29 protein-coding genes are annotated in these 26,388 nt (G+C 67.6%); 15 read left to right on the forward strand and 14 right to left on the reverse strand.

Translation table 11 applies throughout. The features are described from left to right. Positions 1–156: 156 nt before the first annotated feature. Both BBX35_RS05385 and BBX35_RS05390 read right to left on the reverse strand, forming a co-directional pair. Entirely contained in the window at positions 157–927 is a 771-nt protein-coding gene (locus BBX35_RS05385) for an HpcH/HpaI aldolase family protein (RefSeq protein WP_067216877.1), read from the reverse strand. Between the two features lie 142 nt (positions 928–1,069). Continuing rightward, on the reverse strand, positions 1,070–1,393 hold the full coding sequence (locus BBX35_RS05390; RefSeq protein ID WP_067216879.1) for a DUF1476 domain-containing protein: 324 nt from the start codon (positions 1,391–1,393) through the stop codon (positions 1,070–1,072). 408 nt (positions 1,394–1,801) lie between these two features. Between BBX35_RS05390 and purC the strand changes: the two genes are divergently transcribed. Beyond that, complete coding sequence (gene purC, locus BBX35_RS05395) at positions 1,802–2,599, forward strand: phosphoribosylaminoimidazolesuccinocarboxamide synthase (protein WP_067216881.1); 798 nt, start codon at positions 1,802–1,804, stop codon at positions 2,597–2,599. A 114-nt stretch (positions 2,600–2,713) separates the two neighbouring features. Here purC and BBX35_RS05400 read toward each other — a convergent pair whose 3' ends face one another. Continuing rightward, positions 2,714–3,478 (reverse strand): SDR family oxidoreductase, encoded by a 765-nt coding sequence (locus BBX35_RS05400; RefSeq protein WP_067218240.1) that lies wholly within the window; start codon positions 3,476–3,478, stop codon positions 2,714–2,716. Positions 3,479–3,731: 253 nt separating this feature from the next. On the opposite strand from BBX35_RS05400, the gene purS reads away from it, so the two are divergent. From purS to BBX35_RS05415, 4 genes are read left to right on the forward strand one after another with little or no spacing between them, the layout of a single operon-like run. Next, entirely contained in the window at positions 3,732–3,971 is a 240-nt protein-coding gene (purS, locus tag BBX35_RS05405) for a phosphoribosylformylglycinamidine synthase subunit PurS (RefSeq protein ID WP_067216885.1), read from the forward strand. Positions 3,972–4,014: 43 nt separating this feature from the next. Next, positions 4,015–4,122, forward strand: a complete 108-nt coding sequence (locus BBX35_RS23850; protein WP_199680979.1) for a phosphoribosylformylglycinamidine synthase-associated small membrane protein — start codon at positions 4,015–4,017, stop codon at positions 4,120–4,122. Between the two features lie 38 nt (positions 4,123–4,160). Then, positions 4,161–4,835, forward strand: coding sequence for a phosphoribosylformylglycinamidine synthase subunit PurQ (gene purQ / locus BBX35_RS05410; protein WP_067216888.1), 675 nt, complete (start codon positions 4,161–4,163; stop codon positions 4,833–4,835). A 31-nt stretch (positions 4,836–4,866) separates the two neighbouring features. Continuing rightward, positions 4,867–5,127, forward strand: coding sequence for a DUF2164 domain-containing protein (locus BBX35_RS05415; RefSeq protein ID WP_067216890.1), 261 nt, complete (start codon positions 4,867–4,869; stop codon positions 5,125–5,127). Here BBX35_RS05415 and BBX35_RS05420 read toward each other — a convergent pair. Then, positions 5,097–5,903 (reverse strand): helix-turn-helix transcriptional regulator, encoded by an 807-nt coding sequence (locus BBX35_RS05420; RefSeq protein ID WP_067216893.1) that lies wholly within the window; start codon positions 5,901–5,903, stop codon positions 5,097–5,099. The genes BBX35_RS05415 and BBX35_RS05420 overlap by 31 nt on opposite strands. A 116-nt stretch (positions 5,904–6,019) precedes the next feature. Between BBX35_RS05420 and BBX35_RS05425 the strand changes: the two genes are divergently transcribed. Further along, positions 6,020–6,559, forward strand: coding sequence for a peroxiredoxin-like family protein (locus BBX35_RS05425; RefSeq protein WP_067216896.1), 540 nt, complete (start codon positions 6,020–6,022; stop codon positions 6,557–6,559). Between the two features lie 34 nt (positions 6,560–6,593). Here BBX35_RS05425 and yegS read toward each other — a convergent pair whose 3' ends face one another. After that, positions 6,594–7,493, reverse strand: a complete 900-nt coding sequence (yegS, locus tag BBX35_RS05430) for a lipid kinase YegS (RefSeq protein ID WP_067216899.1) — start codon at positions 7,491–7,493, stop codon at positions 6,594–6,596. Positions 7,494–7,680: 187 nt separating this feature from the next. On the opposite strand from yegS, the gene purL reads away from it, so the two are divergent. The 4 genes from purL to BBX35_RS05450 all read left to right on the forward strand — a co-directional run bounded on the left by purL (position 7,681) and on the right by BBX35_RS05450 (position 11,077). Then, on the forward strand, positions 7,681–9,879 hold the full coding sequence (gene purL, locus BBX35_RS05435; RefSeq protein ID WP_067216902.1) for a phosphoribosylformylglycinamidine synthase subunit PurL: 2,199 nt from the start codon (positions 7,681–7,683) through the stop codon (positions 9,877–9,879). Positions 9,880–9,957: 78 nt separating this feature from the next. Beyond that, positions 9,958–10,191: a BolA family protein gene (locus BBX35_RS05440; RefSeq protein WP_067216905.1), complete on the forward strand. Its 234-nt coding sequence runs from the start codon at positions 9,958–9,960 to the stop codon at positions 10,189–10,191. A gap of 69 nt (positions 10,192–10,260) precedes the next feature. Next, entirely contained in the window at positions 10,261–10,593 is a 333-nt protein-coding gene (gene grxD, locus BBX35_RS05445; RefSeq protein WP_067216908.1) for a Grx4 family monothiol glutaredoxin, read from the forward strand. A 199-nt stretch (positions 10,594–10,792) separates the two neighbouring features. Further along, positions 10,793–11,077, forward strand: a complete 285-nt coding sequence (locus BBX35_RS05450) for a hypothetical protein (protein WP_067216911.1) — start codon at positions 10,793–10,795, stop codon at positions 11,075–11,077. A gap of 15 nt (positions 11,078–11,092) precedes the next feature. On the opposite strand, the gene BBX35_RS05455 is transcribed toward BBX35_RS05450, so the two are convergent. The 7 genes from BBX35_RS05455 to BBX35_RS05485 form a co-directional block, all read right to left on the reverse strand. Next, a complete protein-coding gene (locus BBX35_RS05455; RefSeq protein ID WP_067216913.1) occupies positions 11,093–12,361 on the reverse strand; it encodes an Hsp70 family protein in 1,269 nt (422 codons plus the stop codon). A gap of 102 nt (positions 12,362–12,463) precedes the next feature. Next, on the reverse strand, positions 12,464–13,396 hold the full coding sequence (ttcA, locus tag BBX35_RS05460; protein WP_067216915.1) for a tRNA 2-thiocytidine(32) synthetase TtcA: 933 nt from the start codon (positions 13,394–13,396) through the stop codon (positions 12,464–12,466). A gap of 111 nt (positions 13,397–13,507) precedes the next feature. Beyond that, positions 13,508–15,316 carry a diguanylate cyclase gene (locus BBX35_RS05465; RefSeq protein WP_067216916.1) on the reverse strand — a complete coding sequence of 603 codons (1,809 nt, stop codon included), beginning with the start codon at positions 15,314–15,316 and terminating at the stop codon, positions 13,508–13,510. 184 nt (positions 15,317–15,500) lie between these two features. Further along, positions 15,501–16,472: an MBL fold metallo-hydrolase gene (locus BBX35_RS05470; RefSeq protein ID WP_171901384.1), complete on the reverse strand. Its 972-nt coding sequence runs from the start codon at positions 16,470–16,472 to the stop codon at positions 15,501–15,503. Positions 16,473–16,637: 165 nt separating this feature from the next. Beyond that, positions 16,638–17,255, reverse strand: a complete 618-nt coding sequence (gene rpsD, locus BBX35_RS05475) for a 30S ribosomal protein S4 (RefSeq protein WP_067216920.1) — start codon at positions 17,253–17,255, stop codon at positions 16,638–16,640. Positions 17,256–17,450: 195 nt separating this feature from the next. After that, complete coding sequence (gene murI, locus BBX35_RS05480; RefSeq protein WP_067216923.1) at positions 17,451–18,272, reverse strand: glutamate racemase; 822 nt, start codon at positions 18,270–18,272, stop codon at positions 17,451–17,453. Between the two features lie 55 nt (positions 18,273–18,327). After that, positions 18,328–19,113: an RNA methyltransferase gene (locus BBX35_RS05485; RefSeq protein WP_067216926.1), complete on the reverse strand. Its 786-nt coding sequence runs from the start codon at positions 19,111–19,113 to the stop codon at positions 18,328–18,330. Between the two features lie 243 nt (positions 19,114–19,356). Between BBX35_RS05485 and BBX35_RS05490 the strand changes: the two genes are divergently transcribed. After that, positions 19,357–19,926, forward strand: coding sequence for an HdeD family acid-resistance protein (locus BBX35_RS05490; RefSeq protein WP_067216932.1), 570 nt, complete (start codon positions 19,357–19,359; stop codon positions 19,924–19,926). 75 nt (positions 19,927–20,001) lie between these two features. Here BBX35_RS05490 and BBX35_RS05495 read toward each other — a convergent pair whose 3' ends face one another. Then, entirely contained in the window at positions 20,002–21,426 is a 1,425-nt protein-coding gene (locus tag BBX35_RS05495; protein WP_067216934.1) for a sensor histidine kinase, read from the reverse strand. Between the two features lie 104 nt (positions 21,427–21,530). Then, complete coding sequence (locus BBX35_RS05500; RefSeq protein WP_083206032.1) at positions 21,531–22,097, reverse strand: putative pterin-binding protein; 567 nt, start codon at positions 22,095–22,097, stop codon at positions 21,531–21,533. Between the two features lie 260 nt (positions 22,098–22,357). On the opposite strand from BBX35_RS05500, the gene BBX35_RS05505 reads away from it, so the two are divergent. From BBX35_RS05505 to BBX35_RS05520, 4 genes are all read left to right on the forward strand, one after another. After that, positions 22,358–23,572, forward strand: coding sequence for an NADP-dependent isocitrate dehydrogenase (locus BBX35_RS05505; RefSeq protein WP_067216938.1), 1,215 nt, complete (start codon positions 22,358–22,360; stop codon positions 23,570–23,572). 166 nt (positions 23,573–23,738) lie between these two features. Further along, on the forward strand, positions 23,739–24,179 hold the full coding sequence (locus BBX35_RS05510) for a hypothetical protein (protein WP_067216940.1): 441 nt from the start codon (positions 23,739–23,741) through the stop codon (positions 24,177–24,179). Between the two features lie 124 nt (positions 24,180–24,303). Next, a complete protein-coding gene (locus BBX35_RS05515; RefSeq protein ID WP_067216942.1) occupies positions 24,304–25,173 on the forward strand; it encodes a cupin-like domain-containing protein in 870 nt (289 codons plus the stop codon). A gap of 4 nt (positions 25,174–25,177) precedes the next feature. Next, on the forward strand, positions 25,178–26,386 hold the full coding sequence (locus tag BBX35_RS05520; RefSeq protein WP_067216945.1) for a GNAT family N-acetyltransferase: 1,209 nt from the start codon (positions 25,178–25,180) through the stop codon (positions 26,384–26,386). The last annotated feature ends 2 nt before the right edge of the window (positions 26,387–26,388 follow it).

Below are 26,388 nucleotides of genomic sequence, written 5' to 3' on the forward strand. Positions count from 1 at the left end.
GCCCCGTCACCGCCTGCCATCGTAATGTTCGAGAGCCCGAACATAATGCGACACCCGACCTCATAGGGATTTGCCCATTGGGGGTGCCACATATGAAAGCGCCGCCCGGCGGATGACCGGGCGGCGCTTTCGAAGAGAACCGGAAACGGAAGAGCGTCAGTCGAGCTCGGCGAGCCGGGCCTTGGCGATCTCCAGCAGCATCGACATCTCGATGCCGTGGGAGATGAAGCGGAAGCCCATGTCGCGCGCCGACCTTGCGTCCGCCGCGTTGTTGCAGAAGATGCCGGCGACCTTGCCGGCGGCGCGGGCGCGCTTGGCCACATCGGCGGCGATGGTCTGCACCTTCTCGCTGCTGGGGGCGAGCTCGCGCCCTTCCGACAGGGTCAGCGACATGTCGCCCGGTCCGATGAAGACGCCGTCGAGGCCTTCCACCGCCAGCATCTCGTCCAGCGCATCCAGAGCGGCCGGCGTCTCGATCATGGCGAAGGCCACCGTCTCCTTGTTGGCGGAGGCGAGATACTCGGCCGGCGTCACGCCCTGCAGCATGGCCGCGCGGTGCGGGCCCCAGCTGCGCACGCCGACGGGCGGAAACTTGCTCGCCCCGACCAGCGCCAGCGCATCCTCCACCGTGTTGACCATCGGCATGATCACCGCCTCGGCGCCGAGGTCGAAGGCGCGGCTGACGGTGGCGAAATCGTCGACCGGCGGGCGCACCACCGCATGGGCACCGCCGAGACGGGCCGCGGCGATTCCCTCGCGGATCGAGGCGATGTCATGGGCGCCGTGCTGCATGTCGAGCGTCACCGCGCCGTAGCCCGAACGGCCCAGCAGCTCCGCCAGAACCGGCACGGCCAGGGTGGACCAGGCGGTGATCACGGTCTCGTCGGCACGAAGGCGGGCGGCAAGCGAGGGCTTGGAAGCGGTCATGGCGGGATTTTCCGAAATGGCGGAGTGGGAAGGACCCGCAACCGGGTCCGGCGTGTGGCGGCCCGCAGCTGGCGCGGACCGCTCCGGTCATGCGGCGAAACGCGAAAGGGGCAGCGCCTCGGCGCTGCCCCCTCGTGTCGTCTCAGCCTTCGTTCTGGACCTGCTCGACCGCCTGATGCAGCAGCTCGTCCATGGTCCGGCGGATCTGATGGTCCGACTGGTCGACGCCGGCATCGTCGAAATCCTTGCGGATCTTGCGGAACACGTCCTCGTCGCCCGGCTCCTCGAAATCGGCGCGGACCACTTCCTTCGCGTAGTCCTGTGCCTTGTCGGCACCGAGGCCAAGCTTCTCGGCCGCCCACAGGCCGAGCAGCTTGTTGCGGCGGGCCACCGCCTTGAAGCGCAGCTCCTCGTCGTGGGCGAACTTGGATTCAAAGGCCTCCTCGCGACGGTCGAAGGTGCTCATGCGTCAGTCTCCTGCCTTCTAGCGGTGGCGCCCGCAGGCGCTGAAATCGGGTTCGGTGCCGCCATCATATGGGGATCCGATGCGCCCTTGCATATCCTTCGCGACCCACCAAATCAACGCGTATCGGTCGCACGCCGCCTGCTCGTCCCGACATCGCCCCGCGAGCAGGCCTCCGCCTCCCCCGCCACGCCCTTTCCGGGTCGCCGGGGACGGACAAAATCTCTTCAGCGGCTTCATTGTACTTTACGGGGCGATCGTGTAGGTTCCGCGCCATCGAGCGGGGGGCCGAAAGCGCATCTGCCGTTCTCGCGCCCTTCCGATGACCGTCCCGCCCCCGGCCACGGCCGAACGAGACACTGTCCGACAAAGGGCACGGGACCGCAGTCAACCGGAGCGTCTCCGCCAGTTATGGATTTTCTTTCTCAAACACGGTACGTGCCTATGAACCGCCGCCGGCGCATTTACGAGGGCAAGGGCAAGATCCTCTATGAGGGCCCGGAACCCGGTACGCTCATCCAGCACTTCAAGGATGATGCAACTGCCTTCAACGCCAAGAAGCATGAGATTGTCGATGGCAAGGGGGTCCTGAACAACCGGATCTCCGAGTACATCTTCAACCATCTCAACGCGATCGGTATCCCGACCCACTTCATTCGCCGGATGAACATGCGCGAGCAGCTCATCCGCGAGGTCGAGATCATCCCGCTGGAAGTGGTTGTGCGCAACGTCGCCGCCGGCTCGCTGTCCAAGCGCCTCGGCATCGAGGAAGGCACGCAGCTGCCGCGGTCGATCATCGAGTTCTATTACAAGAACGACGCGCTCGACGACCCGATGGTCTCCGAGGAGCACATCACCGCCTTCGGATGGTGCACGCCCCAGGAGATGGACGACATCATGGCGCTGGCCATCCGCGTCAACGACTTCCTGACCGGCCTGTTCCTGGGCGTCGGCATCCGTCTCGTCGACTTCAAGATCGAGTGCGGCCGCCTGTGGGAAGGCGACATGATGCGCATCGTCGTCGCCGACGAGATCTCGCCGGACAGCTGCCGCCTGTGGGACATCCAGTCCAACGAGAAGATGGACAAGGACCGCTTCCGCCGCGACCTCGGCGGTATGCTGGAAGCCTACCAGGAAGTGGCCCGGCGTCTCGGCATCCTCAACGACAATGACCGGCCGAACGGCACGGGCCCGGTGCTCGTCAAGTAAGCTGCTCGTCAAGTAAGATCGCCGCGCGCCTCGCACGCACAAGACACGGAAAGCCCCGACCGGAAACGGCCGGGGCTTTCGGCTTTTCAGGGAAGCCTTGCAGCGAGGATCAGGTCAGGTGCGGTTGATCGAGACGCCGCCGTCGACCAGCATCGCCGTGCCGGTGGTGAAGCTGGAGGCCGGCGAGGCGAGATAAAGCGCGGTCCCGGCGACTTCCTGCGGCGAAGAGATGCGCTTGAGCGCATGCAGGCTCTCCACGAAGGCGAGCGCCTCCGGCGTCGATGCGGCCTCGCGCCCCATCGGCGTGTCGATGCCTCCGGGCAGGATCGCGTTGACCCGGATCCCCTTGGCGCCGAACTCGGCCGCCAGCACCCGCGTCAAGCCGACGAGCCCGGCCTTGCTGGCGCCATAGGCCGCCATGCCCGGCAGGCCGACCGACTGCCCGACGATGGTCGAGGTGAAGATCAGCGAGCCGCCGCCGCGCTCCTCCATGGCCGGGATCTGGTATTTCGCCCCGAGGAACCCGCCGGTCAGGTTGGTGGCGAGCACCGTGTCCCAGTCGGCAAGCGACAGGGACGGCGCCGGCCCCATCGGCCCGATCATGCCCGCATTGTTGAAGGCGATGTCGAGCCCGCCGAAGCGGTCCTTCGCCAGATCGACCAGCGCCCTCGCGTAGTCCTCCTCCTGCACGTCGCCGGCAAGCACGGCCGCCCGGCCGCCTGCCCGCTCGATCTCCCCGGCAACCTCCTCCAGCTCGCCCCGGCGCCGCGCGCCGAGAACGACGGCACAGCCTTCCGCAGCGAAGAGCCGCGCTGTCGCAGCTCCCAACCCGGAGCTCGCTCCGGTGATGATTGCGACCTTGTCTTCCAGTATCGGCATGAAACCCTCCATCGCCGTTGCAATGGCAGGCTTGGTAGGCGGGGAGAGAGCGCGGCGACACCCGATAGCAGATCGGCGAAGCTGTCCCTGAGCGGGAGCCTGAACGGGAAAAGCCGGCCGCGAAACGCCTTCCGCTGCTGGAAAGCGCACGAAAGCCCCTTCCTTCCGGGCGGCCAGCGCGCTAGAAGCGGGCCAACTGCCCAGCCGGTGGACGCCAACGCGCGCCGGCGCCGACTTGCGGAGACATCCCCCGATGAAAGCACGCGTGACCGTTACCCTGAAATCCGGCGTCCTCGACCCGCAGGGCAAGGCGATCGAGGGTGGCCTTGCCGCGCTCGGCTTCGCCGGCGTCGACAGCGTGCGCCAGGGCAAGGTCTTCGATCTGGAGATCAGCGGCCGCGACGCAGATGCCGCGCGCGCCGATCTCGCCGCCATGTGCGAGAAGCTGCTCGCCAACACGGTGATCGAGAACTACGACATCGAGATCCTCTGACGGGATCGCCCGCAACGCGGGCAGCGAGACGCGGGAGGCCGGCATGGACGAAGACAGTGCCAGGGTCCTGCGTTTCCTGTTGATCAAGGCAGCGGTCTTCATCGCCCTGCCGGCCGCGCTGGCGCTCGCCGCCGCGCTGTTCCTGGTGTGAACCGATCCTGGTGTGATCCGAAAGGGAGCCCTCCCGCCATGAAGTCCGCCGTCGTCACCTTCCCCGGCTCGAATCGCGAGCGCGACATGATGCATGCGCTGGAGCTGGTCTCCGGCCGCAAGCCCGAAGCCGTGTGGCATGCCGATACCAGCCTGCCGGACGTCGATCTGGTCGTGCTGCCGGGCGGCTTTTCCTACGGCGACTACCTGCGCTCCGGCGCCATCGCGGCCCGCGCGCCGGTGATGGATGCGATCCGCGCCTTCGCCGCCCGCGGCGGCATGGTGCTCGGCGTGTGCAACGGCTTCCAGATGCTGACCGAGGCGGGCCTGCTGCCCGGCGCCCTGATGCGCAATGCGGGCCTGACCTTCGTCTGCCGCGAAGTGCAGCTGGAAACCGCCTCCACGGCCAACCGCTTCACCGCCGGCATGCGCAAGGGTGAGACCTGGCGCTGCCCCGTCGCCCATCACGACGGCAACTATTTCGCGGATGCCGAGACCATGGCGCGGCTGGAGGGCGAGGATCGCGTCGCCTTCCGCTACGCGAGCGGCACCAACCCGAACGGCTCGATCAACGACATCGCCGGCATCACCAACGAGGCCGGCAACGTGCTCGGCATGATGCCGCACCCGGAAAACTACGTCGACGCGCAGCAGGCGAGCACCGACGGGCGCGCCTTCTTCGAGAGCATCTGCGGGGCCTTCGCCGCCGCCTGATGCGAAAGCGGCGAGACAGGGGAGACAACCGATGAGCCGTTCCGCCTCCGGGTCTCCCTTCAAGGCCGAGGAAAAGGCGGAACTCGCCCGCCGGCTGCGCGATTACCTGCGCGACGAACTCGGCGCCGAGGCCGGCATGCTGGAGACCGAGGCCTTCCTCGACTTCATCGCCGCCGAGATCGGCAACGCCTTCTACAATCGCGGCCTTTTCGATGCCCAGGCGGCGATTGCCGCCCGCCTGGAAGAGGCGACGGACGCGGTCTACGCGCTGGAAAAGCCCGCCCGGGCGTGATCGCTGGGCGGCTGGCCGAACTGCCGCGAATAGGCCCGGCTGAAGGCCGAGGCGCTGGAAAACCCGACGCGGCCGGCAACGCTCTTCAACACCCCTCCCCGCGCAATCTCCTGCCGTGCAAGGCACAGCCGCCAGGCCTGCAGATAGGCGCCCGGCGTCTGGCCGACGGTTCGCCGGAAGCCGGTGGCGAAGGCGGTGCGCGACATGCCGCAGATGCCCGCCAGCTCCTCCAGCCGCCAGCGCCGCTCCGGCGCCTCGTGCATGGCGACCAGCGCCAGCATGATCTGCGGATGGCCGAGCCCGGCGATCAGCCCGTCCCGTGCCTGCCCGGTCTCGATGGCATGACGCAGGAAGCGGATCACGACGATCTCGCACAGACGGTCGACGATGGCCTTGCCGCCGCAGCGCGGGCTGGTCACCTCCTCGTGCAGCACGGCGGCCACCGCCGCCAGTGCCGGGGCCTCGGCGAGATCGATGCAGACCTCCTCCGGCAGCGCGGTCGCAAGCGGCGAACCCGGTCCGCCGAGATCGACCCGCGCGGCGACCGCGAGGCGCCCCTGCAGCCGGCAGCCCTCGCGCGTGCCGTCGACACGGAACACCAGCCGCCGCAGCACCAGCGGCTCGTTCTCATCGAGGATCTCGTCCCCCGTCAGCAGCAGATGCGCCGGCTCGCCCGCCGGCAGGGCGGTGCCCAGCACGCAGGCGGAAATGCGGAACCGGTCGATCAGCGCCGACAGCCGGTCGACGCGCCCTTGCGGCATGCTGGCATCGTTCATTGAACTCTCGATCATGAAAAGAGGACTGAACTTTTCCTTTCATACATTATCTTGCACAGGCCAACAAGGATGGCCGGCGACGACCGCCCGCCAAGCAAAGTTCCGAAAGGATGCCCATGTCCCTGATTCCCCGCCAGAAGGTTCCCGCGCTTGCGCTGGAGACGCTCGCCCACGGCCGTTTCGACCTGGCCGCCGAGACCCCGGACTTCGCCACGCTCGTCGTCTTCTATCGCGGCCTGCACTGCCCGATCTGCGCCACCTACCTGAAGGAGCTGGAGCGCCTGACGCCGGCCTTTGCCGAGCGCGGCGTGACGACGCTGGCCCTGTCGTCCGACGACAGGGAGCGGGCAGAAGCGATGGCGGAGAAGATCGGGGCGCAGGCCCTGCGCATCGGCTACGGCCTGCCGCTGCAGGTCGCCCGCGACTGGGGGCTCTACACGTCGGCCGGGCGCGGCACGACCTCCATCGGCATCGAGGAGCCGGAGCTCTTCTCCGAGCCGGGCGTGTTCCTGGTGCGGACCGACGGCACGCTCTACTTCGCCTCGGTGCAGACGATGCCTTTCGTGCGCCCGCATTTCCAGGAGATGGTCGGCGCTCTCGATTTCGTGCGCAAGAACGACTATCCGGCGCGCGGCGAATACACCGGCGCGGTCTGACGCCAAGTCTACTGCCAGGCTTTGCTGCCGGGCGTTACTGCCCGGTGATGAAGCGCAGGGCTCCCGGCTCGACGGAAACGTCGAGCCGATTGGCCGACATCGGCTCGCCGTCGAGATTGATCGCGATCTCTTCATCCGCCTCGATGGTCAGCCGGGTGAAGCTCGCCTTGCGGGCATAGCCGTCGAACTGACTGTCCGCCTCGCGCAGCAGGCCGGACAGGAGCGTCATCAGATGCTCCGCCTCGGGCTGGGGAAACAGCGTCAGGTCGAGGCGGCCATCGTCGACGCGCGCATCGGCGCAAAGCGGCACACCGCCACCGGCCAGCCGGCCGTTGCCGATGGCCATGGCAATGAAATCGCCCTCCCAGGAGAACCCGTCGGCGGTGAAGGCGGCACGCATCGGCGACAGCTCGCCGAGCCGGCTGGCGCCGGCGATGAGATAGGCAGCGCCGCCGAGCAGGCGCTTGGCGCGCGGGTCGGTCTCGCGGGTGATGCGGGTGACCGAGCCGCCGCTCGCCACGTTGACGAAGACCCGCCCGTTGATGCGGCCGACATCGATGGGGCGCGGCGTCCCGGTCGCACACAGCTTCAGCGCGGCAACCAGATCGTCGACCGGCAGGCCGAGGCCGGTGGCGAAGTCGTTGGCCGTGCCCAGCGGCAACACACCGAAGGCGCAATCGGTGGCGGGATCTGCCTCCAGGGCGGCCGCCACCACCTGGTTGACCGTGCCGTCGCCGCCGCCGGCGACGATCACCTGCGGCCGCTCGCCGGGCTCGCGCCGCACGGCCTCCTGCGCGAATTCCGTCGCATCGTCCCCGTCATAGGTCACCCTGACCCGGACCTCGTGTCCCTCTTCGCGCAGCCGCTCGACGGCCTCGCGCACATCCTCGCGCTGGGAAGACTTGCCGTTCAGGATCAGCAGAAGACGACGCATGCAGGTGTTCCGTTCTGTTGTGGCCGAGGCGGGAGATGCGGCGGAAGGAAGCGGATGACCGACGATGGGGAGCATAAAGCGGCCTTGTGGATAGATGGGAGCGCGCAAAGGGCATGTCTACAATTCCCTTTGTCCCTCCGGTTTGCTAAACGGGCGGCATCTTCCGCTTTCGAGGTTGCAGGCCCCCATGATCCCCAACGACATCGCCATCACTCCCGAGCTCGTCGAGGCCCACGGCCTCAAGCCGGACGAGTACGATCGCATTCTGGCGCTGATCGGGCGGGAGCCGACCTTCACCGAGCTCGGCATCTTCTCGGCCATGTGGAACGAGCACTGTTCCTACAAGTCGTCGAAAAAGTGGCTCAAGACCCTGCCGACCACCGGACCCCGCGTCATCCAGGGTCCGGGCGAGAATGCCGGCGTGGTCGACATCGGCGACGGTGAGGTCGTGGTCTTCAAGATGGAAAGCCATAACCACCCCTCCTATATCGAGCCCTACCAGGGCGCAGCGACCGGCGTCGGCGGCATCCTGCGCGACGTCTTCACCATGGGCGCACGGCCCGTGGCGGCGATGAACGCGCTGCGCTTCGGCGCGCCCGAGCATGCCCGCACAAAGCACCTCGTCTCCGGTGTCGTCGCGGGTGTCGGCGGCTACGGCAACTCCTTCGGCGTCCCAACGGTCGGCGGCGAGGTTGAGTTCCATGCGCGCTACAACGGCAACTGCCTGGTCAACGCCTTCGCCGCCGGCATCGCCCGTGCGGACGGCATCTTCCTGTCCAAGGCCGAGGGCGTCGGCCTGCCGGTCGTCTATCTCGGCGCCAAGACGGGCCGCGACGGCGTCGGCGGCGCCACCATGGCCTCTGCCGAGTTCGACGAGACCATCGAGGAGAAGCGCCCGACCGTGCAGGTCGGCGATCCCTTCACCGAGAAGTGCCTGCTGGAAGCCTGCCTGGAACTGATGTCGACCGGCGCGGTCGTCGCGATCCAGGACATGGGCGCGGCCGGCCTGACCTGCTCGGCCGTGGAGATGGGCGCCAAGGGCAATCTCGGCATCACGCTCGATCTCGACGCGGTGCCGGTGCGCGAGGAGCGCATGACCGCCTACGAGATGATGCTGTCGGAGAGCCAGGAGCGCATGCTCATGGTGCTGAAGCCCGAGAAGGAAGACGAGGCCAAGGCCATCTTCCGCAAGTGGGGGCTGGACTTCGCCATCGTCGGCGTCACCACCGACACGCTGCGCTTCATCGTCAACCACCAGGGCGAGACCGTCGCCGACCTGCCGATTAAGGAGCTGGGCGACGAGGCGCCGGAATACGACCGTCCGTGGGTGGAAAGCCCCAAGCGCGAGGTGCTGGCCGCCGGCGCCGTCGCCGAGCCGGACGACTATGCGGCTGCCTTGCTGACGCTGATCGGCAATGCCAATGGCGGCTCGCGCCGCTGGGTCTACGAGCAGTACGACACGCTGGTGCAGGGCAACACGCTCGCCTCTCCGGGGGGCGATGCCGGCATCATCCGCGTCGGCACCGAGGGCAAGGCGCTGGCCTTCACCGTCGACGTGACGCCGCGCTACGTGGAGGCGGATCCCTTCGAGGGCGGCAAGCAGGCCATCGCCGAATGCTGGCGCAACCTGACGGCCGTCGGCGCCGAGCCGCTGGCCGCGACCGACAACCTGAACTTCGGCAATCCGGAGCGGCCCGAGATCATGGGTCAGCTCGTCGGGGCCATCAAGGGCATCGGCGAAGCCTGCCGCGAACTCGACTTCCCCATCGTCTCGGGCAACGTCTCGCTCTACAACGAGACCAGCGGCGAGGGCATCCTGCCGACCCCGGCGATCGGCGGCGTCGGCCTGCTGCCCGACCTTGCCCGCCGCGCGGCCGCAGCCTTCGCGAGCGAAGGCGACGTGATCGCGGTGATCGGCGGCCATGGCACGCATCTCGGCCAGAGCGCCTATCTGCGCGACATCCAGGGCCGCGAGGAAGGTGCGCCGCCCCCGGTGGACCTGGCCGCCGAGCGTCGCCGCGGCGACTTCGTGCGCGAGCTGATCCGCTCGGGGCGCGTCACCGCCGTCCACGACATCTCCTCCGGCGGCCTTGCCGTGGCGCTGGCCGAGATGGCGATGGCGGGGGCCAAGGGCGCGCGGGTGAAGGTGCCCGCTCCGGCCCATGCCGCGCTGTTCGGCGAGGACCAGGGCCGCTACGTGCTGACCTTCAGCGCCGAGGAAGCGGCTTCCGTTCTGGAGGACGCGCTGGATGAAGGTCTGGAGATCGTCGAGATCGGCCGGGTCGAGGGCAGCGATTTGACGGTTGAGGACATCCTCACCATATCCGTTGCAAAGCTGCGCGAGACCCACGAGACTTGGTTCCCGCACTACATGGCGGGCGCCTGAGCGCCCGTCCTGACGAATTTCAGGGCATCGGGGCAGGCCGCCGGCACGGGCCGCCCCGGAGAGGGAAGGACGGAACGCATGGCAATGCAGGCGCGCGAGATCGAGGCTCTCATCAAGGAAGCCTTGCCCGATGCGCAGGTTGAAATCCGCGATCTCGCCGGCGACGGCGACCATTACGCCGCGGTGGTGATCTCCTCCGCATTCCAGGGCAAGACGCGGGTGCAGCAGCACCAGATGGTCTACCAGGCGCTCAAGGGCAACATGGGCGGGGAGCTGCACGCGCTCGCCCTGCAGACCAGCGCTCCCGAGTGACCCCCGGCCGGGGCACCGGGCAATCCACGGTCGCCGGACCTTGACCCGGCAGAACGAAAGGACAGTGACATGAGCATTCAGCAGTGGATCAAGAACGAAGTCGACACCAACGACGTCGTGCTGTTCATGAAGGGCACCCCGACCTTCCCGCAGTGCGGGTTCTCCGGTCAGGTGGTGCAGATCCTCGATTACGTCGGCGTGCCCTACAAGGGCATCAACGTGCTCGAGGACGACGAGCTGCGCCAGGGGATCAAGGAATTCTCCCAGTGGCCGACCATTCCCCAGCTCTACGTGAAGGGCGAGTTCGTCGGCGGCTGCGACATCGTGCGCGAGATGTTCCAGAACCAGGAACTGCAGTCGCACTTTGCCGAGAAGGGCATCCCGACGCGCCAGTCGGCCTGATCAAACAGGTTAATAAATAGTTAATAAAGGGCGGATCGAAGTCGATCCGCCCTTTCTTTTTGCGAAATTTGTCGACTAGGCAAATTTTGCCGAATCACTCACGATGAATACAGGATGAACACGCATTTCAGGCTAGGATCAGCGAAAGGGTGCTAGTCCTCGGTTGTACAGGGGTTCCCGTCACCGAAAGGAACGACAGATGCGGATCGCAAAGCTTGCCGTTGCCGGTATCGCCCTCAGCCTGGGCCTCGGTCTTACGACCGTAGCGCAGGAATCGGATGCAGGGCTTCGCCGCATCGCCTGCGTGAACCTCACCGTCTTCGCGCCCTCCGCCAGCGGCCTCAGCGACGCCGACACCTGCCGCGCCCATGGCGGCCTCGCCCAGCAGGGCGCGCAGGAAGCCTCCGCCGCCCTCGTCATTCTCGTCCGCAACCAGCCCGCCGGTTATGACCGCGGACTGACCATGGCCAGCAACGGATCGTAGCCGCTTCCCCGCAGCTCAGCCCGATCCGTACTTGCGCGCAGCGTCGAGGGCGAGTCCCGCCCCGACGCTGCCGAACACGTCGCCCTGCACCACCCTTGCACCCGGCAGCAGGCCGGTCAGACGCTCCCGCACGAAGGGCACCGATGCCGAGCCGCCGGTAAGGAACACCGACGAGATGTCCTCGGCCGCGACGCCCGCCTGTGCCAAGCAGCCCGACAGCGCCCCTTCGACGCCTGCGACCGCCTGGCCGATCGCCTCGATCAGATCGTCCCGCGACACGTCGACCTCAAGCGCACCGCCGCGCAGCGGAAACGCAAGGCGGTAGAGCTCCTCGTGCGACAGCGCGATCTTCGCCGCCTCCACCGCCCCGGCCAGCGCATGGCCCTGCCGCTCCGACACCACCGACATCAGCCGGTCGACCAGCTCCGGCCGGGCCGCGTCCTGCCGCAGGTCCTTCAGCCGCGTGTCGATCTGCGGGGCGTAGAGGAAGTTGATCCGGTGCCAGGTCGCGAGCTCGAAATAGGCCCAGTTCGGCAGGTCGCGGCGCGGGTCGCGCGAGGGGCTACGGTAGCCGAGTTCCGGCATCACCCGGGACAGGCTGAGCAGCCGGTCGAAATCCGTACCGCCGATGTGAATGCCGGTGCTGGCGAGAATGTCCTCGCGCCGGTCGGTCTTCGTCCGCCGCTCCGGCGACACGCGCACCACCGCGAAATCCGACGTGCCGCCGCCAAGGTCGACGATCACCGCCAGTTCCTCGCGCGTGACTGCGCGCTCGTAGTCGAGCGCCGCGGCGATCGGCTCGAACTGGAAGGCCACGGAGGAAAAGCCGGCCTTGCGGGCGATGGCCTCGAGCTCCGCCTCGGCCCGCTTGTCGGCCTCGTCGTTCTCGTCGACGAAGCGCACGGGACGGCCGAGCACCACCTCCTCGAAGGCATGGCCGGCGGCCTGCTCGGCCCGGTGCTTCACCTGCGACAGAAAGAGGCCGATGATCTCGCCGAAGGTCCAGCGCTGCGCCCGGATCGTCGTCTTCTCGGACATGGTGCTGGAGCCCAGAACGCTCTTCAGCGCCCGCATCAGGCGTCCCTCGATGCCTTCCACATAGGTGGCGACCGCATCGCGCCCGAAGCGCACATGCGCATCCTCGAAGGAGAAGAAGATCGTGCTCGGCAGCACGACGCTGTCCCCCTCCAGCGGCAGCAGCCGCGCCGTGCCGTCCCCCTGGAGCAGCGAGGCGGTGGAGTTGGAGGTGCCGAAGTCGATGCCGCAGGGGCGAAGGCTGGTCATGGTCGGTTCCGGGTCGTGTCGTGTGGCGTCGCGGCGGACGCAAAGGAATGCCGCGGCCGGGAGGCGGTCCTCCCGGCGCAGGCAGCGGTCTGGAAGGGTCGGTTATTCGGCGGCGAACAGCGTCCGCGTCATGGCAAGGCCGGCAGCGCAGGGCTCCTCCGCCTCGCCGCCCGGCGCTGCCGCATCGGCGGCGCCCGGACGTATACCGGCAAAATCAAACAGCTGGATGTCATGCAGATGCGAGGGACGAACCTGCGTCAGCGCCTTGGCCATGGTGGCAAGGCGGCCGGGGCTCTCCTGCTCCCAGCCCTGAAGCATGCGCTTGACCTCGGCACGCTGCAGCCCGTCCTGGCTGCCGCACAGGTCGCACGGGATGATCGGGAACTCCATCGCCCGGGCAAAGCGCGCGATGTCGTCCTCGGCGCAGGCGATCAGCGGCCGCAGGACCATCAGATCGCCCTCGTCGTTGACCAGCTTCGCCGGCATGGACGACAGCCGCCCGCCATGGAAGAGGTTCATGAACAGGGTTTCCAGCGCATCCTCGCGGTGGTGGCCCAGCACCACCGCCTGGCACCCCTCCTCCCGCGCCGTGCGGTAGAGCAGGCCCCGGCGCAGCCGCGAGCAGAGCGAACAATAGGTGCGCCCTTCCGGGATCTTCGAGGTGACGATGGAATAGGTGTCCTGCCGCACGATCCGGTGCGGGATGCCGTTGTCGCTCAGGAACCGGGGCAGGATGTGCGAGGGGAAGCCCGGCTGCCCCTGGTCGAGATTGCAGGCGAGCAGATCCACCGGCAGCAGCCCGCGCCATTGCAGCTCCAGCAGGACGGCCAGCAGCGTATAGCTGTCCTTGCCGCCCGACAGGCAGACGAGCCAGCGCGGCCGCTCGCCGCTCGCTTCCACCATGGCGTGGCGAGCGATGGTCTCGCGCGTCTCGCGCAGCAGCCGCTTGCGCAGCTTCTTGAAGCCGACCGAGGACGGCGCATTGCGATAGAGCGCGGGAACGTCGCTCTCCACGATGTCGGCAAGGTCGTTCATGGCTCGCGAGCGCCCCGGCTGGCTGTCACAAAGGTGTCGATGATCCCGCTGGAATAGCGCCTTGCGCCCTCCGCGCCAAGCGGAAAGCCGCGTATCGCCTTCCGCTCGACCTTACGCCTCGCCGTGCGGCCGCGGCATCTCGCCATCGCTGACGGTCCGGTTGCGGCCCGAGGCCTTGGCCTCAAACAGCGCAGCGTCGGCCCGGCCGCGCACGGTCCGGACGGTCCGGCCCTCGCGATTGTCGGCGATGCCGATGGAGACGGTGACCGTGCCGAGGATCCGCCCGGCATGGGACAGCGTCAACGTTGCCGTGCGCGTGCGGATGAGTTCGGCGATGCGGTGGCCCTCCTGCAGGGAGACCTGCGGCAGCAGCACCGCGAATTCCTCGCCGCCGAAGCGGTAGCAGACGCCGCGCTCGCCGACGATCTCGCTGAGAATGCCGGCGACGGTCTGCAGCACCGTGTCGCCCGCATCGTGGCCGAACTCGTCGTTGAACCGCTTGAAGTGGTCGATGTCGATGACGAAGCAGGTCAGCTCCGGCTCGGGCTCCCCCTCAGCGTCGTCGCCTGCCCAGGTCGCCAGCGCCTCGTCGAGGGACCGGCGATTGAGCAGGCCGGTCAGCGGATCGCGCACGGCGAGCCGCGTCAGCCGCTCACGCAGCTGCAGGTTGGCAACCGCCAGCGCGACATTCTCGCCGATCATGCCGAGATAGGCCTTGTACTCGCGGATCGAGGCGGGGTTGCCCGACACGTCCGCGAAGGACAGCAGGCCGAGCGTGTCGCCATGGGCGCTGAGCGGAATGCACAGAACCGAGTCCGAGGCTTCCGCCAGATGCTGACAGTCGACGTCGTCCCGCTTGCTGGTGCTGTGGTGCGGCTGGCCGCGCCTGAGGCCCCAGCACTCTTCCGGGTCGAAGCTCGCGACCATGTCCTCCGGCAGCTTCCAGGCGCCGACGCGGGTCACCAGCGTATTCGCCTCGTTGCGCACGAACAGCGCGCCGCCGAGTTCGGGAAAGATCTGCGGCAGGAAGCGCCCGACCACTTCGGCGATCTCCGGCACCCTCTGGCAGGCCTGCATCCGGTGCATCATCTGCAGGATCAGGTCTTTCATCTTCAGGTCGCGGCGGCGCTCGGCATCCAGCCGCTCGCGCTCCAGTCCGTTTTCCCGGAAGATGCGGATCGCCGAGGTCAACTCGCCGATCTCGTCGCTGCGCCCGTCATGCGGCACCTCGACGGCGAAATCCTGGGTCGCCAGCCGCTTGACGATGCCGGTCATCTGGGTGAGCGGCACCGAGACGCGGCGGCGCAGCACGAAATAGAGCACGGCGAGGAACACCACGGCCGTCGACGCGAGGAGAACGCGGGCGATCAGGCCCAGCCAGTCGGCCCAGATCTGCGCCTTTTGCAGCTCCAGGCCGGTCCGCCGGTCGACCATGGCGCGGAACCGCTCGACATCGCCGACAAGCCGCACATGCTGGCTGTAATGTTCGTCGCCGAACAGCACCTCGCGGGCCGTCTCCGCATTGCCTGCCCGGTAAGCCTCGACGGCGCCGGTCTCGACGCCTTCCAGCCGGTCGATGGTACCGGTGATCCGCTTCAGCAGCTCCAGCTCCTCGCCACTCGCACCGAGATCTCCCGCCCGGCGCGCCAGATCCTCCAGCCGGTGCTCCTCCTCGTTCACCCGCTCGAAGACCGCAAGATGCGCCGGATCGCCCCGCATCACATAGAGCCGCGCCTCGTCGGTGCGCAGCTCGGCATCGATCTCCAGCTGCTCGCCGAGATCGGTCAGCGCCAGATGCACCTCTACCGAGCGCCGCTCGGCCGCGGCCATGCGGTCGGAGGCGATGAAGGCGATGCCGGACAGGGCGGTGAGCAGGAGCGTCACCGCATAGGCCAGATTGGTGATGGTGCTGATCTTCATGGGCGTTCCAGGAACATTCGCGCTGGCGGTTCACGGCCCTTAGCACCCACTGGGCATCGGAAAAACCAACAAGCGCGAGAGCCGGTGCGATTGCCGCCGTTTTCAGCAGCAATCGCCCGGTTTTATTTCTGCCCGCGGCAGAAAGATCACAGGCCGAAGCAGTGCACCGCTCCGGCCGTCCGCCTCAGGAGGCTGGAACGTAGCGCCAGGCGCCGTCCTTGGCCTCTGCCCGGCCGACGCCCGGCCACGGCAGGTGATAGCCGATGAGCAACAGCTCGTCGGTCGCGGCACGGCCGAGCAGCTGCTTGCGCGTCGCAACCGCGATCTCCGGCTGCTGGTCGGTGCTCGGCTGCCAGTCGGGCCGCGCGAAGGACACCGCCGGATGCGTCAGGGCATCGCCCAGCACCAGCAGCTGCTGGCCGCCGTCCTCCACCAGCACGGACATGTGGCCGGGCGTGTGGCCCGGCGTCGCGATCATCGTCACGCCCGGCACGACCGCATGGTCCGCACCGACGCGCTCGGTCTTCTCCGCCACCGCGCCGAGATTGCGCTGCGCGCCGAGCGCGAACGAGTGCAGCACCTCCGGATTGCCGGAAATGAAGTCCGGATCCATCCAGAAGTCCCATTCCGCCGCGCCGATCAGATAGGCGGCATTGGGGAAGCGCTCGGTCTCGTCGAAATCGTCGATGATGCCCCAGACGTGATCGGGATGGGCATGGGTCAGCACCACATGCGTCACCGCCTCGCGGTCGATGCCCGCCTCATCGAAACTGTCCGCGAGCTGGCCCGCAGTCTCGAAGAAGTTCATGCCCGCACCCGTATCGACCAACACCAGGGCATCGCCCTTGCGGATCAGCGTGATGTTGAGCGCGCTGGCCCTTGTGTTCGGATCATCGCCATTCGCCTGCAGGAAGGCGGCGCGCTCGGCCTCCGGGACGTTGGAGGCGAGCGTGGAGGCCGGCAGCGACAGCCCGCCGTCGCTGAGTACGATGATCTCGCTGTCGCCGAGCCGGAAGGAATGCGACTTCGGCTCCGCCCGGGCGCGTGTGGCGGCCATTGGAACGGCCAGCCCGGCGCCGGTCAGCGTCAGTCCGGTGCGAAGCGTTGCGGGCGCGGCCAGTCCGCCGCCCAGAAATGCACGTCTTGAAAAGCTCACGGCGCGTCCTCCCATTTTCCCGCCATCATATTCGAGTGGGCGAATATGAAAAGCCGAAAGCGGCCGGGCGGGCAGAGGACGGACGGGACACGCCGCGGCGCGGCAACGAAAAAGGGGCGCGCCGGCGGCGCGCCCCTGAAAGGCCTGGCGGTCCTTGTCAAAAAATCAACGCGAGTAGAACTCGACGATGAGGTTCGGCTCCATCTGAACCGGGTACGGCACGTCGCTCAGCGTCGGGACGCGCGAGAAGGTCGCGGTCATCTTGCTGTGGTCGGCGGTGACGTAGTCCGGCACATCGCGCTCGGCCAGCTGGACCGACTCGAGCACGGTGACGAGCTGACGCGACTTCTCGCGAACCTCGATCAGGTCGCCCGGGTTGCAACGGTAGCTCGCGATGTTGACGCGGCGGCCGTTGACCTTGACGTGACCGTGGTTGATGAACTGGCGGGCGGCGAAGACGGTCGGGACGAACTTCGCGCGGTAGATCACCGCGTCGAGACGGCGCTCGAGCAGGCCGATCAGGTTCTCCGAGGTGTCGCCCTTCATCCGCGAGGCTTCCACGTAGATCTTGTGGAACTGCTTCTCGGAGATGTTGCCGTAGTAGCCCTTGAGCTTCTGCTTGGCGCGCAGCTGCACGCCGAAGTCGGAGAGCTTGCCCTTGCGGCGCTGGCCGTGCTGGCCCGGGCCGTACTCGCGGCGGTTGGCCGGAGACTTCGGACGACCCCAGATGTTCTCGCCCATCCGGCGGTCAATCTTGTACTTTACACCATGGCGCTTCGACATGCGCGGTTCCCTCGTTGTGTTTGCAGTCTTGCAAGGAAACGCGACCTCCTCTCCTCATCCTCCACAACTGGAGGATCAGGCGACAGGACCCCCGGCCAACAGCGCCGGCGCGAGGTTCCACGGTAGCGTGAAATGCAAAGCGGGCCGACAGGGCCCGCAAAGCGAGAGGATGCCTACTCCAAAGCCGGCATCGAGTCAAACGCTTGATGCCGCCTCTGCGCCGGAAATCGCCAGCGTTTCCGCCGAAAGCAGCTCCAGCACCGCGGACAGGTCGCGGCCCGTGGTGGCGAGCGCCCGTGCCGGCGCGGCCGCACTCCCCTCGCCGGTCGCCGTGCCGCTGGCGAGGAGCACGTCGCGCAGCCGCCGGGCGATGGCCGGCGCCGGATCGAGCCAGTCCACCGGCCACGGCGCGATCTGCGCCATGCGCGGTGCCAGCAGCGGGAAATGCGTGCAGGCGAGCACCACGACATCGGTGCGCCGGCCGTTCTTTTCCACGAAACAGGGGGCGATCTCGGCCGCCAGCACCGCCGGATCGAGATGCCCGTGCAGCAAGGCCTCCTCGGCAAGGCCGGCAAGCTGCCGTGCGCCGACCAGCGTGATGGCGACCTCCGGCGCGAATCGGCGGATCAAGTCGAACGTGTAGTCGCGCGTGACGGTGCCGGGCGTTGCAAGCACGCTGACGAGACCCGAGCGCGTGCGCTCGGCCGCCGGCTTGATCGCCGGCACGGTGCCGACAACCGGAATGTCGAGAGCAGCCCGCAGGGGCGGCAGGACCAGCGTCGAAGCGGTGTTGCAGGCGATGACCACGGCGGAGGGGCGCAGCTCGCCGGCAAGCCGCACCACCACGTCGGTGCAGTGGCGGGTGAGCGCCTCCGCCTGCCAGGCGCCATAGGGAAAGCCGGCATCGTCCGCCGCATAGACCAGCGGCAGGCCCGGCATCAGCCGCCGGATCTCGCGGGCGACCGTGATGCCGCCGATGCCGCTGTCGAAAACGAGGACCGGAGCCGGTTCCGCCATGCCTTCCCCCGGATCGGGAGACGGACGGGCCAGTTTGCCCGCTCCGTCAGCCCAGTCAGCCCCGCGGGCGGGTCGAGCGGCCTTCGAGCGCCGCCACCACCCCGCGCAGGGTCTTCACTTCCTGATCGGTGAGTGAGGCTTTTTGAAGGATGTTGCGCAGGTTGCGGACCGTCGACGGGCGCTTCTCCACCGGACGGAAGAAGTTCACCGCATCGAGCGCCCCTTCCAGGTGCTCGAACAGGCGCACGAGGTCTTCCTTGCTGGCCGGCGGGTTCTGCTCCTCGTCGAGCCGGAAGGGCAGCGCCCCGTCATTCGCCTTCAGCCGCCACTCGTAGGCGCAGACCAGCACGGCCTGCGCGATGTTGAGCGAGGCGAAGTCCGGGTCGACCGGCAGGGTGACGATCTCGTCGGCGAGCGCCACCTCGTCGTTGTTGAGGCCCCAGCGCTCGCGGCCGAAGAGATAGCCGGTGCGGGTGCCGCTGGCGCCGAGCCGGGTCGTCGTCACCGCCGCCTCGTCGGGCCCGCGCACGGGCTTGGCGATCTCGCGCGAGCGCGCGGTGGTGGCGAAGACGAAGCCGAGATCGGCAATCGCCGCCTCGACGCTGTCGAACACCTGCACAGCCTCGATCACATGGTCGGCGCGGCTCGCCGCCGCCCGTGCCTTCTCGCTCGGCCACCCGTCGCGCGGATTGACCAGGCGCAGGTCGCGCAGGCCGAAATTGGCCATGGCGCGGGCCGCCGTGCCGATGTTCTCGCCGAGTTGCGGCTCGCACAGGATGATACAGGGCGGGGGCAGGTCGCGGACCCTGGCCGCCGGGTCGATGGTGGCGTTGCGTGTCATGGCGCGCGAGATATCCCAGATCGGCCGGCTTTTCCAGCGCCAGCCGGGCCGGGCGCACCGGAAGGCGCAAAAATTCCGTCGAAGCCCCCTGCCGGTTGCGATAGCTTCACATATCGGGAGTTGAAATCCCCTCCGGGCCGACCGGACAGGCACCCGCCCGCCCGAACCGGATTTCCCGCGCTCCGCCGACGGCAGGGCCCGCGCCTTGCCCCTTCCCACGCCATCCGACGACAGGATCCCGCGATGACCGACGTTCCCTCCCTCCCCGTCACCGAAGCCGTCCGCCAGAAGTGGGGCTGGTTCCTCGCCCTCGGGATCGTCCTGGTCATCGGCGGCATGCTGATGATCGCGCTGCCGCTCGCCAGTTCCATCGCCGTGACGCTGGTCATCGCCATCGTCTTCGCCATCGGCGGCGCGGTGCAGATCTGGCACGCCTTCTCCGTTCCAGGCTGGGGCGGCTTCGTCTGGAACATCGCGACCGGCGCCATCGCGCTGGCCGGCGGCATCGCCGTCTATTTCAATCCGGTGGTGGGCGCGGCGGCGCTGACGCTGGTCGTCGCCGCGATTCTGCTGGCGCAGGGCATCGCCCAGATCCTGCTGGCGATGAAGATCCGCCCGCATGACGGCTGGGGCTGGGTGCTGTTCGCCGGCATCGTCTCGGCGCTCGCCGGCCTGTGCATCTGGTTCGAATTCCCCTCCTCCGCCGTATGGGTGCTCGGCCTGCTCGCCGGCGTCTCGGTGCTGATCAACGGCTGGAGCTTCATCGCGATTGCGCTCGCCGCACGCACCATCGGCAAGCGCCTCTCGTCCTGAGACGGGAGAGGACAGAACGAGACTGACGAGACAGGATGAGATTTCCCGGGGTCGCCGACAAGCCGCCAATAGCGGTTATTCGGCGGCCTCGACCATGTTCGGCAGGCGCGCCACGCCGGGCATGAAGTCGATGCGGAACTCCGAGCCGCGGCCCGGCTCGCTCACCGCATCGATGTCCCAGCCGTGTCGGCGGGCAATCGCCTGACAGATGGCAAGGCCCATGCCGGTGCCGGCATAGCGGTCGCGCGAATGCAGGCGGCGGAAGGGCTCGAACACCTGCGCCTTGTGCTGCATGTCGAAGCCGATGCCGTTGTCGCGGATGACGACGCCGGCGGTCGCGCCGTTGCCGAGCCGCTCGGCCGTGACCTCCACGACCGGCGCACGGTCGGGATGGCGGAACTTGATGGCGTTGCCGATCAGGTTCTGGAACAGCTGCTCCAGGAATACCGCATCGCCGGAGAGAACCGCGTCGGCATCGCGCAGCACCACCTCGGCACCATTCTCGCGGATCAGCTCCGACAGGCTGTCGCGCACGCGCTCGACCAGATGCGCCAGCGGCACCGCCTCGCGCGAAAGCTCCCGGTCGGACGCGGCCGAATAGTTCAGCAGGTTGGAGATCAGCGTCTTCGCCCGCCCGGCAGAGGCCTTCATCACATTGGCCGCGTAGTCGATGGTCTCGCGGTCCTTGTTGGCGACGCCCTCCAGCAACAGGTCGCTGAACACGGTGATCTTGCGCACCGGCTCCTTGAGATCGTGCGAGGCGAGATTGTTGAACTGGGTCAGCCGCTCGTTGGCCGCCAGCAGGTCGGCGTTGGCCTTTGCCAGCTCGCTGGTGCGCTCCGCCACCCGCCGCTCCAGCTGGGCCTGGAGGCGCATCAGCCGGCTGCGGTCGCGCAGCAGCAACAGGCCCATGGAAACGCCCGCCACCAGAAGGCCGACGATCAGCGCCAGCACCAGGTTCACCGTGCGCTGCAGCGCCGCGCGCTGGCGCGAGGCCGCATCGAGCTGCAGCCGGTAGACCGCCGAGCGGAAGGAATCGATGGTCGCCTGCAGGCCGACGAAGTCGCTGCGCAGCTTGCGCGCGGCCAGGACATCGCCGCCGGCGATGGCCGGCATCAGGGGATCGGCCGCCCGCAGCACCGCCTCCAGTTCGCCCATCAGCGGCACGGAGCCGTTGACCCGCACCAGTTCGTGGCCCGCCTCGCCCTCGTCCAGCCGCATGGCGCGGCTCCACAGGATATCGAAGCGCGCCGTCACGTCCTGGCTGTCCTGCGGACGCCCGTCATGGACGATCATCGTGTTGAGCGCATGCATCAGGTCCTGATACTCGACCCCGAGCTGGGCCGTGTACCAGATGAGGCTCTGGCGGTATTCGGAGCGGTCTTCGCTGTTCTGGCGGTTGAGAGTGGACACGACGAAGAAGAGCGACGCGCTGATGATGGCGACGCCGATCATCAGGAACACGTAAAGCGTCCGCACCCATCTTGTGCTGAGGTCCATGGCCGCCGTTTCGCTCCCGTCTCCGTCCGCCCGCGCGCAACGCAGGCCCGGTCGCGAAGCTTACAGCCGGGAAAGAAGCGAGGAAAGGCCGATTTCAACCAGAACTATCGAGATCGTGAATCCACTACTATGATTTCGCGGATCTGCCAGATCGCGCGGGAATAGTAGAGTTCCTGGCGCAACTCCTTATGGCCCGACCAGGGATAGATCAGCCAGAGCGGCCCGCGGTCGCGAATGCTCATGTCCTTGCCCCCGACGCGCATGGCCAGAATCACGTCGTAGCCGGCCGCATCGGAAATCGGAATCTCGACCCGGTAGTTGTTGAGAGCCACCGCCTCGATCCGGTCGCCCTTGGCGCCCACCCGCTCCAGCAGGTCGCGCAGCAGCGGCCCCTCGAACAGGACCTCGTCCGCCATCCATGGCGTCTCGGTGGTGATCGACGTCATGCCGAGCGCCACGAGATCGGCCCGGGTGAAGCTGACCGGGGCCTCGCCCTCGATCGCGCCGCTGACCACCAGCACGGTCCTGTCGTCGGCCCGCGCGCCACCGCCCGGCAAAAGGGCAAGGCCGACGAGGAGCGCGAGCGCCGCGACGACACGGCACAGGCCCTTTCGGCCGGCAGCATACCAGCCTCGCCTCGGTCCCTGCATCCGGTCCACCTGCACCGTCACCCTCCGAATCTTTGACAAGGAGGTATGCGACGAATAGGCACTTCTCGCAAGCGGTCGCGAGTTGCATCCGCCGTTATGGTTTCCGGCCCCGGACGCATGATTGACGAATGGCTGGCTTTCCGTTTGGCCGGCCCTTTGCTATAGGGGCCGCGCGGCCTCTGCGTCCGGCGGCGCCAACCGGCAACGGCAGGCGCCCGGCAGGGCCGGACGTATCGGCGCATCACACGCGCAAGCCACCCAAGACGCGAGGTCATCTGCACATGGCGAAGATTAAGGTTGTCAATCCGGTCGTCGAACTCGACGGCGACGAGATGACCAGGATCATCTGGCAGTTCATCAAGGACAAGCTGATCCATCCCTATCTCGACATCGACCTGAAGTACTACGACCTCTCGATCGAGAAGCGCGACGAGACGGACGACCAGATCACCGTCGATGCGGCCAACGCCATCAAGAAGTACGGCGTCGGCGTGAAGTGCGCGACGATCACCCCGGACGAGGCCCGCGTCGAGGAGTTCGGCCTCAAGAAGATGTGGCGCTCGCCGAACGGCACGATCCGCAACATCCTCGGCGGCGTGATCTTCCGCGAGCCGATCATCATGGAGAACGTCCCGCGCCTGGTGCCGGGCTGGACCCAGCCGATCATCGTCGGCCGTCACGCCTTCGGCGACCAGTACCGCGCCACCGACTTCAAGTTCCCCGGCAAGGGCAAGCTGACGGTCAAGTTCGTCGGCGAGGACGGCACCACCATCGAGCACGAAGTGTTCGACGCGCCTTCGTCGGGCGTCGCCATGGCGATGTACAACCTCGACGATTCGATCCGCGACTTCGCCCGCGCCTCGATGAACTACGCCCTGCAGCGCGGCGTGCCGTGCTACCTGTCGACCAAGAACACCATCCTCAAGGCCTATGACGGGCGCTTCAAGGACCTCTTCCAGGAGATCTACGACGCCGAGTTTAAGTCGGCGTTCGAGGCCAAGAAGATCTGGTACGAGCACCGCCTGATCGACGACATGGTCGCGGCCGCGCTGAAGTGGTCCGGCGGCTATGTCTGGGCCTGCAAGAACTACGACGGCGACGTGCAGTCGGACATCGTCGCGCAGGGCTTCGGCTCGCTCGGCCTGATGACCTCCGTGCTGATGACCCCGGACGGGCAGACGGTGGAGGCGGAAGCCGCCCACGGCACCGTGACCCGCCACTACCGCCAGCACCAGCGCGGCGAGGAGACCTCGACCAACCCGATCGCCTCGATCTTCGCCTGGACCCGCGGCCTCGCCCACCGGGCCAAGCTGGACGACAACAAGGAGCTGGCGAACTTCGCCGCGACGCTCGAGAAGGTCTGCATCGACACCGTCGAGTCCGGTCACATGACCAAGGACCTGGCGCTGCTCGTCGGCCCGGACCAGAAGTGGCTGACCACCAACGGTTTCCTCGACAAGATCGACGAGAACCTGAAGAAGGCGATGGCCGCCTGAAGAGCTCCATGAAGAGCTGCCTGACGGCGATCTTCGACAACGTTGCGAAAGGCGCCCCTCGCGGGCGCCTTTTTGCATTTCGGGTCCGCCACGCCGAACGCGGGCCGCGACGCGGCCCCTGCAAGCCGCTAACATGGGGATACCCTTTCCTTTCGGAGCCCCGTCGATGCCGTTCCGCCTTCCTGCCCTTGCCCGCCTCGCCGCAGCGGTCCTCACCCTTCTCGCGCTTGTCCTTCCCGCCGCAGCTCAAGGCGCCCGCGAGCCGGCACGTGGCACGCCCGAGCGCGCCGCGCTGATGGATGCGATCCGCCCCCTGGTGGAGGTGCGCGTCGGCGCCCCGGTGGAATTCGTGGTGGTACGCCTGCGGGTTGCCGGCGATTGGGCCTTCGCGATCCTCGATCCGCAGCGCCCCGGCGGCGGGCAGATAGATCCCGCCCGCACGATCTACGGCGAAGATGCCGAATACATGGACGGGCTGCGCACCTATGCCCTGCTGGTGCAGGCAAACGGCCGGTGGAACATCGTCGACTATGCCGTCGGCCCGACCGACGCCTTCTGGGACGGCAATCCGCTCTATCGCCAGATCCCGCAAGGGTTGTTGCCGTAAGCGGCAAGCGCGCGTTTACCAACACGACAAATTGACCAGATTGCGGAGCGAAAACCGGCCCGGTTGAACCCATCTTCACCTCTGTGACGCATCTTGTACGAAAGTCGGAGCTGGAGAGGGAGCAATGACGAAACTCGGATTGCCGGAAAACATCGCTGAGATCTGGGACAGGGAGATCGTCCGCGTCACGCACGACCTGCCCGACAACCCGCTGTTTTCGGACGAGGCGCTGACCGAGCTCGTCGCCAACAATCCGGACGCCGTGCGCGAGATCGCCACGATGGACACCAGCGTCGAGGACAAGAGTCGCTGGCGGGCGAGCGACATCTCTCCCGATGACCCGCAAGGCCTGTTCAACGCGGTGCGCAGCGGCGCGCTCTGGGTCAATATCGGCCATGTCGGCGGGCGCGACGCCCGCTACCAGAAGCTGATCGACGACATCATGGACCAGATCGACGATGCGGTCCCCGGCCCGGCCAGCTACAGCCGCCAGATCGGCATCCTGATCTCCTCGCCCCGCGCCCGCGTCTACTACCACGCGGACGTGCCCGGTCAGGGTCTCATCCACATCCGCGGCGAGAAGCGCATCTGGCTCTATCCGGGCCACGAGCCCTATCTCAAACCCGAAGAGCTGGAACGTGTGGTGACCGCCGTCACCGCCGAGGAAATCAGCTACGATCCCAGCTACGACGCTGCGGCGACGGTCATCGACCTGACCCCGGGCACAGCCCTGTTCTGGCCGCTCAACTGGCCGCACCGGGTGGTCAATGCCGACAGCCTGAACGTTTCGGCGACGGTGGAGTACCACACGCCGAAAACCCGCCGGCACTTCGCGGTCAACTATGCCAATGGCGTGCTGCGCCACGGGCTCGGCGTGACGCCGCGCTCACGCGCCATCGGCGGCGCCGGCTTCTGGGGCAAGGCGGCTTTCGCCTATGCCTGCCGCAAGTCCGGCCTTGCCAGGCGCCTGTTGCAGTCCGCCAAGGGAGCCTGACCCGATGGCGCATGCCGGCCGGCCGGTGGCCCGTCGCTTCGACAGCATCCACGACCCCGGTCTCGTCGAACGATGGACGCGGCTGGAGGAAAGCGGCTGCGCGACGGCCTTTCTCAGCCTCGATTTCGCACGCTCGATGGAAGACGGGCTGGCGCCGGAGCGTCACGGCACGCCGTTTTACATCGCGATCGACGACGCACAGAGCGGCGCGCCCTTGATGATCGTGCCGCTGATCGCCGAAACGCGATTGGGCGTGCGGCGCCTCGGTTTCCTCGACTACGGCATGGTCGACTATCACTTTCCGCTGGTCGACGCGAAGGCCTGCGCCGATCCGCAGCGCTTCCTCGCCATCCGCCAGGCCTTCGACGCCGCGCTGCCGCCGCACGACGCCCTGCTGCTGTGCAAGGTGATCCGCGAATATCGCGGCGTACCCAACCCGCTGTGGACGGAGGACCGGCTGATCGACACCGGCGAAGGCGCCTCGCGCATCGACCTCGACCCGGACAGCCTGGAGCGCGCGCGGCGGAACCATTCCGTCTATCCGAAGATGGCAAAGCAGCTGGCAAAGCTGCGGAAGCTGCCCGGTTTCGAGATTGTCGAAGCCAGGAAGCCTTGCGAGATCGACCAGATCCTTAACGTCATGGCACGCCAGCGCCAGCAGCGCATGTCGGTACAGGGCATCCCCGACCTCTTCCAGGACCCGGCCGTTTTCGCCCATTACCGCCGTCTGGCGATGGACGGATGCAAGGACGGGCGAATCCTGCTGCTGGGCCTGAGGGTCGGCGACACCTGGCTGGCGACCAGCTATTGCCTCTGCCACCAGGGCGTCGTCACCGGCATCCTGTGCTCGCTGGACGAAGGTCCCTATCGCAAGCACTCGCCCGGGCTCATCGCCACGATCCTGGAAATCGAATGGGGCCGGCGCAACGGCTTCGCACTCTACGACTTCGGTGCCGGCAGCTATGGGTACAAGGACCGCTTCGGCGGCCGCCATCGGGTGATCAAGGCGCTCGGTATCCCCGCGACCCTGCGCGGCTCCGGCTATCTCGCGCTCTGCCGCGCCCGCATCGCCCTGCGCCTGTGGCTGCGCGACCGGCCGGCCATGGCGCAAGCCGCGCGCCGGGCAAAGCGCCTGCTTGCCGCAGCGCTCGGCCGCAGGCGGGACCCGCAAAGCGGTGTCGCCCGGCGAACCCGGCCGCTGCCGCTCGGCTGACG

This window comes from Stappia indica (assembly GCF_001696535.1).
GTDB classification, from domain to species: Bacteria; Pseudomonadota; Alphaproteobacteria; order Rhizobiales; family Stappiaceae; genus Stappia; species Stappia indica.

Bases quoted from the DNA above. Each gene is read 5' to 3' on its own strand.
- BBX35_RS05515 (WP_067216942.1), top strand. From the start codon at position 24,304: ATGACGAAACTCGGATTGCCGGAAAACATCGCTGAGATCTGGGACAGG.
- purQ (WP_067216888.1), top strand. From the start codon at position 4,161: ATGAAGTCCGCCGTCGTCACCTTCCCCGGCTCGAATCGCGAGCGCGAC.
- ttcA (WP_067216915.1), bottom strand. From the start codon at position 13,396: ATGAACGACCTTGCCGACATCGTGGAGAGCGACGTTCCCGCGCTCTAT.
- BBX35_RS05465 (WP_067216916.1), bottom strand. From the start codon at position 15,316: ATGAAGATCAGCACCATCACCAATCTGGCCTATGCGGTGACGCTCCTG.
- BBX35_RS05385 (WP_067216877.1), bottom strand. From the start codon at position 927: ATGACCGCTTCCAAGCCCTCGCTTGCCGCCCGCCTTCGTGCCGACGAG.
- rpsD (WP_067216920.1), bottom strand. From the start codon at position 17,255: ATGTCGAAGCGCCATGGTGTAAAGTACAAGATTGACCGCCGGATGGGC.
- BBX35_RS05510 (WP_067216940.1), top strand. From the start codon at position 23,739: ATGCCGTTCCGCCTTCCTGCCCTTGCCCGCCTCGCCGCAGCGGTCCTC.
- BBX35_RS05505 (WP_067216938.1), top strand. From the start codon at position 22,358: ATGGCGAAGATTAAGGTTGTCAATCCGGTCGTCGAACTCGACGGCGAC.
- BBX35_RS05440 (WP_067216905.1), top strand. From the start codon at position 9,958: ATGGCAATGCAGGCGCGCGAGATCGAGGCTCTCATCAAGGAAGCCTTG.
- BBX35_RS05450 (WP_067216911.1), top strand. From the start codon at position 10,793: ATGCGGATCGCAAAGCTTGCCGTTGCCGGTATCGCCCTCAGCCTGGGC.
- BBX35_RS05425 (WP_067216896.1), top strand. From the start codon at position 6,020: ATGTCCCTGATTCCCCGCCAGAAGGTTCCCGCGCTTGCGCTGGAGACG.
- BBX35_RS23850 (WP_199680979.1), top strand. From the start codon at position 4,015: ATGGACGAAGACAGTGCCAGGGTCCTGCGTTTCCTGTTGATCAAGGCA.
- murI (WP_067216923.1), bottom strand. From the start codon at position 18,272: ATGGCGGAACCGGCTCCGGTCCTCGTTTTCGACAGCGGCATCGGCGGC.
- purS (WP_067216885.1), top strand. From the start codon at position 3,732: ATGAAAGCACGCGTGACCGTTACCCTGAAATCCGGCGTCCTCGACCCG.
- BBX35_RS05420 (WP_067216893.1), bottom strand. From the start codon at position 5,903: ATGAACGATGCCAGCATGCCGCAAGGGCGCGTCGACCGGCTGTCGGCG.
- BBX35_RS05455 (WP_067216913.1), bottom strand. From the start codon at position 12,361: ATGACCAGCCTTCGCCCCTGCGGCATCGACTTCGGCACCTCCAACTCC.
- BBX35_RS05390 (WP_067216879.1), bottom strand. From the start codon at position 1,393: ATGAGCACCTTCGACCGTCGCGAGGAGGCCTTTGAATCCAAGTTCGCC.
- yegS (WP_067216899.1), bottom strand. From the start codon at position 7,493: ATGCGTCGTCTTCTGCTGATCCTGAACGGCAAGTCTTCCCAGCGCGAG.
- BBX35_RS05495 (WP_067216934.1), bottom strand. From the start codon at position 21,426: ATGGACCTCAGCACAAGATGGGTGCGGACGCTTTACGTGTTCCTGATG.
- purC (WP_067216881.1), top strand. From the start codon at position 1,802: ATGGATTTTCTTTCTCAAACACGGTACGTGCCTATGAACCGCCGCCGG.
- BBX35_RS05400 (WP_067218240.1), bottom strand. From the start codon at position 3,478: ATGCCGATACTGGAAGACAAGGTCGCAATCATCACCGGAGCGAGCTCC.
- BBX35_RS05415 (WP_067216890.1), top strand. From the start codon at position 4,867: ATGAGCCGTTCCGCCTCCGGGTCTCCCTTCAAGGCCGAGGAAAAGGCG.
- grxD (WP_067216908.1), top strand. From the start codon at position 10,261: ATGAGCATTCAGCAGTGGATCAAGAACGAAGTCGACACCAACGACGTC.
- purL (WP_067216902.1), top strand. From the start codon at position 7,681: ATGATCCCCAACGACATCGCCATCACTCCCGAGCTCGTCGAGGCCCAC.
- BBX35_RS05485 (WP_067216926.1), bottom strand. From the start codon at position 19,113: ATGACACGCAACGCCACCATCGACCCGGCGGCCAGGGTCCGCGACCTG.
- BBX35_RS05520 (WP_067216945.1), top strand. From the start codon at position 25,178: ATGGCGCATGCCGGCCGGCCGGTGGCCCGTCGCTTCGACAGCATCCAC.
- BBX35_RS05490 (WP_067216932.1), top strand. From the start codon at position 19,357: ATGACCGACGTTCCCTCCCTCCCCGTCACCGAAGCCGTCCGCCAGAAG.